The organism is Curvivirga aplysinae (assembly GCF_009711445.1).
Classification (GTDB): Bacteria; Pseudomonadota; Alphaproteobacteria; order UBA8366; family Aestuariispiraceae; genus Curvivirga; species Curvivirga aplysinae.
In genome coordinates this window covers 1-11,870 of the sequence record NZ_SMMC01000114.1, presented here as the reverse complement: position 1 = coordinate 11,870, position 11,870 = coordinate 1, and the positions used below count along the sequence as shown (strand labels likewise).

The window sequence follows — 11,870 nt, the reverse complement described above, 5'->3', positions numbered from 1 at the left end:
TTCCAATTTCAAAACAACTTCGTCTACATCTCAAGTAATGAATACTTGCGAATATTTAAGCCTCAAATAAAACCCAAGAATTCGTTTTTTTTCGGAAATCATTTTGAACATCTGGATTTTGTGTGTATATTCCAAATCGCACCTAGATATAGTAGGCAGCGTCATAATATTGTCACATAAATATGCTGTGCGAGGGGCTCTGGGCCGAAAAGAATATAACACCTGTTTAAAGCAACTTTGCTAAGTATAGCAAACTTTGAGAACAGTTTTTCCTGAAAAACATCAGGAAAAGACTATATTAAAAAGATAAGCATTTACGCTGAGAAGGGAAAATAACATGCGTATTGAACGTCGCTATACAAGCGAAGGTAAATCAGCTTACGACTCTATCGAATTTCGCCAAGCAACAAGTGAAATTCGTAATCCAGATGGTACTATTGTATTTAAATTGGAAAATATCGAAGTTCCTAAAAACTGGTCTCAAGTAGCATGTGACGTAATTGCGCAAAAATATTTCCGTAAAGCAGGCGTGCCTGCTGCGTTAAAACCTGTTCGTGAAAAAGATGTACCTGAATGGTTATGGCGCCAAACTGCAGATGATAAAGCCTTGTCTTCCTTGCCTGAAGAAGAACGTTTTTCTTCAGAAAAATCCGCGACACAGGTCTTTGATCGTCTCGCTGGCACATGGACTTATTGGGGCTGGAAAGGTGGCTATTTCGATAGCGAATCTGACGCTCATACCTATTTTGATGAAATGCGTTTTATGCTTGCGAACCAAATGGTCGCACCAAATAGCCCTCAGTGGTTTAACACAGGCCTTCATTGGGCATATGGAATTGACGGTCCAGGCCAAGGTCATTTTTATGTGGATTATATTTCCGGTAAATTGACCAAATCCAAATCTTCTTATGAGCATCCACAACCTCATGCATGCTTTATCCAATCCGTTGCTGATGACCTAGTCAATGAAGGCGGTATCATGGATTTATGGGTTCGTGAAGCACGCTTGTTCAAATATGGATCTGGTACAGGGTCTAACTTCTCTTCCATTCGCGGGTTCAACGAAGCCTTAAGCGGAGGCGGTAAATCTTCCGGCCTTATGAGTTTCTTGAAAATCGGGGATAAAGCCGCAGGTGCAATTAAATCTGGTGGTACGACCCGACGTGCAGCCAAAATGGTTGTCGTAGATATTGACCATCCAGATGTAGAAGAATTTATTGGTTGGAAAGCCATAGAAGAACGTAAAGTCGCAGCCTTGGTGACAGGTTCTAAACTTCATAATAAACATCTAAACGATGTTCTAGCCGCATGCCATGATGAAACAGTAAGCGAAGCCGACCGTTTCGATATCAAAACCAATCATGTATTAAAAGAAGCTGTTAAAGCAGCACGCCGTGTGATGATCCCACAAAATTCAATCAAGCAATTGATTGATTATGCAAAACAAGGCTTCACATCCATTGATATCCCGGTTTACGACACAGATTGGGATAGTGAGGCTTATGCAACTGTATCTGGTCAAAATGCCAATAACACAGTGCGCTTGACGGATCGCTTCTTACAGGCTGTTAAAAATGATGAAGATTGGGAATTACTTAATCGCACAGATGGCAAACCTGCTAAAACTGTAAAAGCATCAGACCTATGGGAACAAATCACATTTGCGGCTTGGACCAGCGCGGATCCTGGTGTTCAATTTGATACGACCATTAATGATTGGCATACCTGCCCTCAATCAGGTCGTATTAACGCATCCAACCCATGTTCGGAATATATGTTTCTGGATGATACTGCATGTAACCTAGCCTCATTGAATCTGATGCAATTCCGTCGTGAAGATAAAAGCTTTGACGTAGAAAGCTTTGAACATGCAGTTCAGCTATGGACAATGGCACTGGAAATTTCTGTTATGATGGCTCAATTCCCATCTAAGGAAATTGCAGAATTATCTTATCGTTATCGTACCCTTGGTCTTGGTTTTGCCAATATCGGCGGGTTGCTCATGGCGATGGGCTATAGTTATGATAGCGATGAAGGTCGTGCATTATGTGGCGCAATCTCCGCGATCATGACAGGCGTATCTTATACAACCTCTGCACAAATGGCAGCTGAGCTTGGCACCTTCCCGGGATATGAGTCCAATAAAGAAGACATGTTACGGGTTATTCGTAATCATCGTAATGCTGCCCATGGAAAATCAGAGGGGTATGAGAATCTAGCCGTCAATCCAGTTGCTTTAGATCACGCCAATATCGTCCAAGATGATTTAAAATCCGCAGCAATCGCTGCTTGGGACAAAGCTTTAGAGCTTGGTGAAAAACATGGCTATCGTAATGCACAAGCAACTGTTGTTGCCCCGACAGGTACTATTGGCCTTGTCATGGATTGCGATACAACAGGGATCGAACCTGACTTTGCCCTTGTGAAGTTTAAAAAACTGGCTGGCGGCGGCTATTTCAAAATCATCAACCGCACAGTACCTGAAGCCCTACAAAACCTCGGCTATGGCGACAATGCCATCCAATCTATTACTGATTATGCCGTTGGTCATGGCAGTTTGTTAAATGCACCTGCAATCAATCATATGACCCTGAAAGAAAAAGGTTTCACTGATGAAGCATTAGCCAAAGTCGAAGATGCTTTAGTTTCTGCATTTGAGATCAAATTTGCCTTTAATCAATATACATTGGGTGAAGATTTCTGTCGTAATGAACTTGGTTTAACCGACGCGCAGTTAAATGATTTCAACTTCAACCTTTTAGCATATCTTGGATTTAGTAAAGCTGACATCGAAGCAGCTAATAGTCATGTTTGCGGCACTATGACTTTGGAAGGCGCCCCGGGATTGAAGGAAGAACATCTACCGATCTTCGATTGTGCCAATCCTTGTGGTAAACTTGGTAAACGTTTCCTGAATACAGAAAGCCATATCCGTATGATGGCGGCGTCCCAACCATTTATCTCTGGTGCTATTTCCAAAACCATCAATATGCCAAATAGTGCGACTGTTGAGGAATGTGGTGAAAGCTACATGCTATCTTGGCAATTAGGTTTGAAAGCAAATGCACTTTATCGCGATGGATCCAAATTAAGCCAACCACTTTCCGCAGCACTTCTTGATGACGATGATTTGGCAGAAGAAATTGCTGAAAGCACGCCTGTCGCAGCCGCCCCTATTGTCGCCGAAAAAATCGTTGAGCGTATCATTGAAAAACACATTGTTAATCGTGAAAAACTTCCTGATCGTCGTAAAGGTTATACCCAAAAGGCTGTCGTTGGCGGTCATAAGGTTTATTTACGTACCGGCGAATACGAAGATGGTAGCCTTGGCGAAGTCTTCCTTGATATGCATAAAGAAGGCGCCGCGTTCAGAAGTTTGATGAACAATTTTGCGATCGCAATTTCTATTGGCCTTCAATATGGCGTACCATTGGAAGAATATGTAGATGCCTATACTTTCACACGCTTTGAACCAAGCGGTATGGTCGAAGGCAATGATGCGATTAAAATGTCCACATCAGTATTGGATTATGTCTTCCGTGAATTGGCGATCAGCTATCTAGGTCGTGATGATTTGGCACATGTTCAACCGGATGAGATGTTACCAGACAGCATGGGTCAAGGTGACAAACAAAGTGCGCAGCCGGATGGTCATGCACAAGCCGTTGCCGCGATTGAGCGGGTGACCAGTCGTGGATTTGTCCGCAAAAAGGATATTTCAAAATTTGCTAATAACTTAAAAGGCCCGGGTGAGCCGAATAGCCCAACTGGCCTACATGATCCAAATGCAGAAAATGCTGGATCACAATCAGAACAGGTCACACCAGCTTCGACACCAGAAGCTGCTGTGGAAGCAGTTGATACGCGTCTCGACCAAATCAGAGAAGCGCGTGCAAAAGGATACGAGGGAGATGCATGTGGCGATTGCGGCAACTTCACCCTTGTACGTAACGGCACCTGCATGAAATGTGTCACCTGTGGTGGCACAAGCGGGTGTTCGTAGCCGCCAGTATGGACATCATATCTTAAGGATTCTTTGATCTGACAGATATGTTTCGTCTAACTGGTTCGGTGCTCCCTGTGACCTCAAAAAGGGCGGCCACGAGTATTCTCGCCGCCCTCTTTTTGCGTATAGTAATTATGAAAATGTATGCGTCTGTTTTACCACACCGTAGGCAAAGCTTGTGTCAATTGAAGCTATTCCCGGGATATGATGTATTTTTTCACGCATAAACTTCTCATAAGCTTCCAAATCTGCAACGGCAACACGTAGAAGATAATCTGCTTTTCCCGTCATCAAATAACAATCTAGAATTTCACTGATCCCCCGGATAGCATCTTCAAATATCTGCACATGTTCCAAATCGTGATGTTGTAAACTAATCCGAATAAATACAGTAACAGGTAGACCTAGCTCTTTTTGGTTCACAAGTGCTGTATAGCCCTTGATAACCCCACGTTCTTCCAAGCTTCTGACCCGGCGTAAACAAGGAGACGGTGATAGATTGACACGCTCAGATAATTCCTGATTGGTTAATCTTCCATCCTTTTGCAGCTCATTTATGATCATTAAATCAGTATCATCCATATTTCCTGCCTTAAATCATAGTTATTGAAGCATAAAATTGCTCAATTTTTACTATATTACGGATAATACGCAAGGATTATTCCCCATGGAAGGCATATACTATCTTGATGTAATATTTAGGAGATAGATTATGGCTGATCGTGACAATAAGAATTTAGGCTTCTCAACCCGTGCCATTCACCAAGGCTATGATCCTATGGAAGAACAAGGCGCCCTTACGCCACCTCTTCATCTTACCTCAACATTCTGCTTTGAAACGGCAGAAGCTGGTGGGGAAATGTTCGCAGGTGAGCGTCCGGGTCATATCTATTCCAGAATTTCCAATCCAACCCTTGATTTACTTGAACAACGAATTGCCAGCCTTGAAGGGGCAGAAGCTGGGCTTGCAAATGCATCTGGTATGGGGGCGATTACTTCCTTATTCTGGACATTTCTTGAACCGGGTGACGAAATTATCGTCGATAAAACTTTATATGGGTGTACCTTTGCCTATATGCGCCATGGCTTGAGTAAATTTGGCATTCAAATCACCCATGTCGATTTAACAGAGCCAACAAATCTAGAAACTGCGATTTCAGATAAAACCAAAATTGTGTATTTCGAAACACCAGCCAACCCAAATATGCGTCTAGTGGATATTAAGGCAATTGCTGATATCACCCATAAGTTTGATGCACGTGTTGTTGTCGATAATACTTATGCAACCCCCGTTCTAACACGACCAATCGAATTAGGTGCTGATTTAGTTGTTCATTCTGCAACCAAATATCTAGGTGGACATGGTGATGTTGTCGCGGGTCTGGTTGTTGGTAGTTTAGAAGATATCACCGAAATCCGCCTTGTGGGTATGAAAGATATGACGGGTGCAGTCATGGCCCCGTTTACAGCTATGCTCGTTTTACGTGGCATTAAAACATTGCAACTTCGCATGCGTGAACATTGCAAAAACGCGATGATCGTCGCAAAAGAATTAGAGAAACATCCGGCAATCAACAAAGTATACTATCCCGGCCTCGAAAGCTTTGACCAATATGATTTAGCGAAATCACAAATGTCAGATTTTGGCGGTATGATTGCTTTTGAGTTAACCGATGGCTATCAAGCTGGCATTAACATGATGAATAGTCTTAAGCTCATCAAGCGAGCTGTAAGCCTCGGAGATGCAGAAACATTGATCCAACATCCCGCCAGCATGACACACTCAACCTACACTGAAGAAGAACGCCTTGAACATGGCATCAGTGAAGGCCTGATCCGATTATCCGTTGGGTTGGAGGATGTCGAAGATGTTTTGACAGATCTTTTCGCCTCTCTTCCTGCTGAGAAACAGGTCGCGGCCTAACAAATTGGAGAGACATGCTTAATTGTATGTCTCTTTTTTATTGTCGAAAACAGGCAATATTTGACCGATTATTTGTGTATTCGCCTGCTCAACGAACTGTCATTCTGCTTCCCATAAAATAACAATATCTCAATTGGAGAATACATACATGACAGGGACAAGAATGAAGGGCAAAGTTGCTCTCATCACAGCTGGTGCTAGAGGCATCGGGAAAGCAACTGCCGAGCGCTTCTTGGCAGAAGATACAACGGTTGCCATTTGTGATATGGATGAAGCTGCTTTAGCAACGATGAAGGAGGCTTATCCTTCTATTGTAACTTACCAACTTAACGTTTCTGATGAAGACGCTGTGAAAGGGATGATTTCAGACATTCACGATAAATTTGGCCAGATTGACGCCCTTGTAAATAATGCAGGTGTCGCAGGACAAACAGGTCCGATTGAAGAACAAGAAGTTGACGCATGGCGTCAATGCATGGCTGTGAATGTGGAAGGGACTATGTTGACCATGAAATATGTGGCACCAATTATGAAGTCTCAAAAATCCGGCGCGGTTATTAATATATCTTCAACAGCAGGTATTATGGGATACCCTTATCGTAGCCCTTATGCCGCCAGTAAATGGGCTGTTATCGGTCTGGCAAAGACTTGGGCTATGGAACTGGGTGAAGATAATATTCGGGTGAACACCATCTGCCCAGGGTCTGTTGATGGCGACCGTATGGTTCGCGTTATTGCCGCAGAAGCCGAAACAACTGGCTTAACCTCTGAAGCTATCCGTGCAAGTTACGAAAAACAAACTTCTATGCGCACCTTTATTGTAGCCGAAGATATTGCAAACGCCGCCCTTTTTATGTGCAGTGATGAAGGTCGTTTTGTCAGCGGTCAGGTGTTTGGTGTCGATGGTGCAGCGACAACCTTGGATAAGGTGTAATTCTTAATGGAGCTTTGACAGACATCTGCAAATCCTTCTATCCTGACGAGAATAGGACATAAAGGTTTTGTGAATGCTTGATCAAATTGAAATAAAGGCGCCGGATATTTCTACCTTTCGTAAAGGAAATATGGGGATAGACTTCGTACACCAATTTGATAGCCGCCTCGAAGGTCCACATGTTGGAATATCTGCTATTGTTCATGGCAATGAGATTTGCGGTTCTGTTGCTCTAGCCCACCTTTTAGAAAACAACATTCGCCCCGTAGCTGGAAAACTCAGTCTGATATTTATGAATATTGGCGCCTATGAGTTATTTAATCCGGATCGTCCTTATGCGAGCCGTTATATAGATGAAGATTTTAATCGCATTTGGGATCCCGTATCCCTGAATGGCCCCGCCAATACCAAAGAAAAAAGACGTGCAAAACAAATACGCCCTATTATTGACGATCTAGATTATCTTTTAGACATACATTCAATGGGGGATATCTGCCCGCCCATCACTCTTTGTGGCCCAAGTGATAAGGGATTAAATCTTGCAAAATCTGTGTCAGCGTCAGAAATTGTGGTTATCGATAAGGGACATGCGTCAGGATGTCGGTTAAGGGATTATGGCGACTTTAACAACTCAGCATCCTTGAAGAATGCGTTACTTATTGAATGTGGCCAACATTGGCATAAGTCCTCAGCCACCGTTGCAATCGAAGCCAGCTATCGTTTTTTACATCATTTTAAAATGATTTCAGATGAAGTTGCCTCTCCATATCTTTCCGATAGAGCAAAACCACAAAAAATCCTTGAAGTTACCGACGTTGTAACGGTCAAAAATGATGCCTTCTTCTTTGACTTATCGCCGGAACCTCTTCAAAAAATGTCACATAAAGACAGCTTAATTGGGCGTGACGGTACAGAGGCAATCCGAACACCTTATAATGATTGCTACTTTATTATGCCTCAACAAGGTGCAAGATGTGGACAAACTGCTGTTCGCCTTGCTAAAGAGATCAAAAATTAAAAATACTATTGCCTATTATCGGCATAAATCACATACGGGGTTAACCATGTCTAAAGCTTTAAAAGCGGCACGTGATGTCGTGTTTGAAAGCATTTCTCTTTATTGGGTTTTGCTTAAAGTAATGGTTCCCGTGATGATTTTAGTAGAATTCGCAATCCGTCTTGGCATTGTAGAATGGATTTCCTGGCTATGTGCACCGGTTATGGAACTTGTGGGCTTGCCTGCAGAAACCGCCGTTGTATTAGCTACTGGTTTGCTTGTGGGCATCTATGGTGCTGCTGCAGCTTTACTCCCCCTTCTCGACACGATGGAATATAGCATTGCCAGCGCTACTATTTTATGGACCATGTTAGTAATTGCTCACGGCCTACCTGTGGAACAACGCATCGCGCAAAAAGCTGGTTGCAGTTTCTTTTTCACATCGATGCTCCGTCTTGTTTCCGCCTTTGCCTTGGCTGGCATTCTAAATGCTATCTACACTGGTTTTGATTATCTTCAGGAACCTGCACAAGTGATATGGGCAGCAGAAGTGCAAAGTGACGGTAGTTGGGTATCGTGGGGTATCAATAATGCAGTCTCTCTATTTTGGGTTTTCTGGATTATTCTGGCACTTATGATACTTCTAAAAATACTTGAAATCACAGGCATTACTAATTTACTCACCAAGTTGTTAGCCCCTACTCTTCGAATTATGGGGATCGGGCCAAATGCAGCACCATTAACCATGATTGGTGCATTACTTGGTCTCTCCTTTGGGGGCGGATTGATCATCCGTGAAGTGGAAAAAGACCACCTGAAACCCAAAAGCATTTTTCTGGCTATCTGCTTTATGTGTCTAAGCCATTCATTGATAGAAGATACTTTAATCGTAATGACATTAGGCGCTGATTGGACAGGTGTATTATTGGGCAGGATTGTTTTCTCTATCTTACTTATGATCCCATTGGGATATGTTGTCTTGCGCATGAATGAAAAACAGTTCCGCTGGTTTTATTCAACCCCTATTAGTGTGAAGACGTCAAAAAGTTCATAACCTAAGCTATCTGATCCATTTTTCTCAGCTCTGTTTTTAAAATTTTTCCATAATTGTTTTTTGGTAAAGCTTCTAAGTGTATATAGGCTTTTGGGCGCTTAAAACGTGCCATATTCTCAAGACAGAGTTGATCCAGATCGCTATCTTGAACATCTCCAACCACATAGGCGATGGGAACTTCACCCCAATCAGGATCAACACGCGCAATTACCGAAACTTCAGAAACATTCGGATGAGATAAAAGGACTTCTTCTACTTCACGGGGATAAATATTACTACCACCCGAAATAATCACATCCTTAGAGCGGTCTTTCAGGGTAATAAATCCCTGCTCATTCATAGCCCCCATATCACCTGTGAATAGCCAGCCATCACGTATGGTCTTCGCAGTTGCTTCGGGATTTTGCCAGTATCCCAACATGACCGCTTCACCCCGCACCATGATTTCACCTGTTTCATCTAACTCAACAGGATTTCCATCTTCGTCACCAATCATGACTTCAACAGATTGATTAGAAAAACCAACTGATGCCAACCGTTCTTCCCATTGTGGATGTTGTGTATCCTCAATTATTGTTGTCGGCAAAACAGTAATCGACATAGGGCTCTCTCCCTGCCCATATATCTGTGTAAGACGGCCAGGAAACATATCACGGGCTTTTATGGCATCATCCAGATACATAGGACCACCGCCATAAACGATTTTCTTTAAACCATATGGATTCAAATTAGCTGTCACCATACGGCTAACCATCGTAGGTGCAGCAAACATAGTGGCTTCACGCCAAAACTGATAGAGTTCTTCAATTTCCTTGGGATCAAAACCACCGCTTTCAGGAATAACGTTCACAGCCCCCATAGCAACTTGTGGCAAAGCATAGAGTCCTGATCCATGGCTCATCGGGGCGGCATGAATAATAGATTCTCCCGGTAAGACCTTATCAACATCAGCATGATAACCATTGCACATTGCCATCAAGTTTCTATAACTCAACATCGCTCCTTTAGGCTTTCCTGTGGTACCGCTGGTATAGAACAACCATGCCATTTCATCTAAATCTGGTTGATGAATTAAAGCTGGCGCCCCGAGGAATAGATCATCATAGTCATCATCACCGATAACCTTCAACTCACATGTCTCTGGTTTATTGATGGACCATTTCCCGTAAAGATCTTCGCTGATAAAACAAATCTTGGCCCCACTATCATCCAGAATATCTTGCACTTCCCTTGGATGTAGCTTGTTGTTGATCGGCACAGCTGCAAGACCTGCATGCCAAATCCCATACAGAATTTCCAGAAACTCAGGACAATTAGTGGCAAAAATAGCAACTCGGTCACCTTTATCAAGATCAAGCAACTCTTTACTTGCCATTGCAAATTTAGCAGCACGTTCCGCCAGATCGCCATAGGACATATATGCACGTTTTCCCAATGCTATCGCTGTGTGATCCCGATAGATTTGCCCTGAACGTTCCAACCATTGAGCTAACATGATTCCCCCCGATTTGATTTTTATTATTTCGCAACTATTTAATTAATAATGCCTTGCCTATTTATAGGTGGCAAGATTAGTTTAAATTCAATTAATTAATATAAAACAGGATATGCCCGTGCGTGAAAATAACGATCAGATGCCCCCGCATTCAAATGCACAACCATCTGAACCGATGCTTAATTTACCTGCCCCGATTAAGTGGATCAGCTTAATTCTGATCTTAATGCATATCGTTATTCATTATTTCCCAACTGACATTGTGGAGTTTCTATTAGTGAAATTGGTCTATATTCCTGTCCGTTATAGTAATGCTGAATTGCTTTGGTTTGACCCGCTTGCTTCATTTATATCACCAATTGGCTATACTTTGGTACATTCCGGCTGGTTACATCTTTTTTCAAATGTAGGAATGTTTCTAGCCTTTGGGACCGCCCTTTATCATATGGTTCGAACTCAAAGATTATTGCTCATTTGGGTAATCGGTGCAATTTCAGGCGTCTTGGTTCTTACTCTTATTGACCCAAGATCACATACGCCTGTTCTTGGGGCTTCTGGCGCAATTTCTGCCATATTAGGTGCACTTCTCTATTTCTCTTGGATATTGGCAAAGGTTGGCATTCCAGCCTCTATGCCTTTTGCCACCAAAGATCGGATTATGACTTTCTTAGTGATTTGGATCGGGATGAATTTGCTATTTATTTTTGTACCAACTGGTGCAGATGGTGGTCGTGTTGCATGGGAAGCCCATCTTGCAGGATTTGCCAGCGGTATTTTTTCGGCATTTTGCCTCATCAAACTCCGTTGGCTTAGATTTTAATCTTTAGAAACCAGCTACGCCCGATGGCCAAGCAGTGCCATCACCTCCATCATGCTCAGCCTAGCTGACCAGTTTTATCGCTTCTTCTAGAAGCCAGCTTCTCTTGACAGTAGAAACACGGACACCTATCTAATTAATAACAATTCTCAACAACAGGACTTTCAATAATGGATATACTTAAAGCACTTAACGAACGCCGTTCAGTCAAAGCAGACTTACTTGTGGAACCAGCCCCTCGTGGTGAAGACCTTATTGAAATCTTGCAAACAGGTATGAGCGCACCAGATCATGGTGTAATACGCCCATGGCGCTTTACGATAATAGATGGTGAGGACCGCAATAAACTTGGTGATATTTTTGCCGAAGCACTTCAGCAAGATAAACCTGAAAGCACAGAAGAAGATTTAAATAACATCCGTGCAAAACCTTTACGTGCACCTTTAATCGTCACTATTTGGGCTGAGATTACGGAAGATCATCCAAAAGTTCCTCCCGCTGAACAGATTGTCGCAACTTCCTGTGCTGCGGAAAATATTCTACTTGCCACACAAGCCAAAGGATTTGGTGGAGTGTTGCTAACAGGATGGCCTGCATTCCACAATCATGTAAAAAAATCTCTTGGTATGGCTGACAAGGATGA

General features: G+C 42.8%; 9 protein-coding genes. 7 read left to right on the top strand and 2 right to left on the bottom strand.

Annotated features, from left to right (window positions below; translation table 11 throughout):
• Nucleotides 1-337 precede the first annotated feature (337 nt).
• Nucleotides 338-4,003 carry a vitamin B12-dependent ribonucleotide reductase gene (locus E1160_RS03105; protein WP_155153535.1) on the top strand — a complete coding sequence of 1,222 codons (3,666 nt, stop codon included), beginning with the start codon at nt 338-340 and terminating at the stop codon, nt 4,001-4,003.
• Nucleotides 4,004-4,138: 135 nt separating this feature from the next.
• On the opposite strand, the gene E1160_RS03100 is transcribed toward E1160_RS03105, so the two are convergent.
• Nucleotides 4,139-4,588, bottom strand: coding sequence for an Lrp/AsnC family transcriptional regulator (locus tag E1160_RS03100; RefSeq protein ID WP_155153534.1), 450 nt, complete (start codon nt 4,586-4,588; stop codon nt 4,139-4,141).
• A 130-nt stretch (nt 4,589-4,718) separates the two neighbouring features.
• On the opposite strand from E1160_RS03100, the gene E1160_RS03095 reads away from it, so the two are divergent.
• The 4 genes from E1160_RS03095 (at nt 4,719) to E1160_RS03080 (ending at nt 8,915) form a co-directional block, all read left to right on the top strand.
• Nucleotides 4,719-5,930: a methionine gamma-lyase gene (locus E1160_RS03095; protein ID WP_155153533.1), complete on the top strand. Its 1,212-nt coding sequence runs from the start codon at nt 4,719-4,721 to the stop codon at nt 5,928-5,930.
• Between the two features lie 148 nt (nt 5,931-6,078).
• Nucleotides 6,079-6,864, top strand: a complete 786-nt coding sequence (locus E1160_RS03090; protein WP_155153532.1) for an SDR family NAD(P)-dependent oxidoreductase — start codon at nt 6,079-6,081, stop codon at nt 6,862-6,864.
• Nucleotides 6,865-6,937: 73 nt separating this feature from the next.
• Nucleotides 6,938-7,882: a M14 family metallopeptidase gene (locus E1160_RS03085; protein ID WP_155153531.1), complete on the top strand. Its 945-nt coding sequence runs from the start codon at nt 6,938-6,940 to the stop codon at nt 7,880-7,882.
• Nucleotides 7,883-7,928: 46 nt separating this feature from the next.
• Nucleotides 7,929-8,915 carry a nucleoside recognition domain-containing protein gene (locus E1160_RS03080; RefSeq protein WP_155153530.1) on the top strand — a complete coding sequence of 329 codons (987 nt, stop codon included), beginning with the start codon at nt 7,929-7,931 and terminating at the stop codon, nt 8,913-8,915.
• Between the two features lies 1 nt (nt 8,916).
• Here the strand turns inward: E1160_RS03080 and E1160_RS03075 are convergent, their stop codons facing one another.
• Nucleotides 8,917-10,410, bottom strand: coding sequence for a class I adenylate-forming enzyme family protein (locus E1160_RS03075; RefSeq protein WP_155153529.1), 1,494 nt, complete (start codon nt 10,408-10,410; stop codon nt 8,917-8,919).
• A 118-nt stretch (nt 10,411-10,528) separates the two neighbouring features.
• Between E1160_RS03075 and E1160_RS17220 the strand changes: the two genes are divergently transcribed.
• Both E1160_RS17220 and E1160_RS03065 read left to right on the top strand, forming a co-directional pair.
• Entirely contained in the window at nt 10,529-11,230 is a 702-nt protein-coding gene (locus E1160_RS17220; RefSeq protein ID WP_218048677.1) for a rhomboid family intramembrane serine protease, read from the top strand.
• Nucleotides 11,231-11,397: 167 nt separating this feature from the next.
• On the top strand, nt 11,398-11,870 hold a 473-nt coding region (locus tag E1160_RS03065), incomplete at its 3' end, for a nitroreductase family protein (RefSeq protein ID WP_155153527.1).

Coding starts and splice junctions, on each gene's coding strand:
- E1160_RS03105 (WP_155153535.1), top strand. CDS start 338: ATGCGTATTGAACGTCGCTATACAAGCGAAGGTAAATCAGCTTACGAC.
- E1160_RS03100 (WP_155153534.1), bottom strand. CDS start 4,588: ATGGATGATACTGATTTAATGATCATAAATGAGCTGCAAAAGGATGGA.
- E1160_RS03095 (WP_155153533.1), top strand. CDS start 4,719: ATGGCTGATCGTGACAATAAGAATTTAGGCTTCTCAACCCGTGCCATT.
- E1160_RS03090 (WP_155153532.1), top strand. CDS start 6,079: ATGACAGGGACAAGAATGAAGGGCAAAGTTGCTCTCATCACAGCTGGT.
- E1160_RS03085 (WP_155153531.1), top strand. CDS start 6,938: ATGCTTGATCAAATTGAAATAAAGGCGCCGGATATTTCTACCTTTCGT.
- E1160_RS03080 (WP_155153530.1), top strand. CDS start 7,929: ATGTCTAAAGCTTTAAAAGCGGCACGTGATGTCGTGTTTGAAAGCATT.
- E1160_RS03075 (WP_155153529.1), bottom strand. CDS start 10,410: ATGTTAGCTCAATGGTTGGAACGTTCAGGGCAAATCTATCGGGATCAC.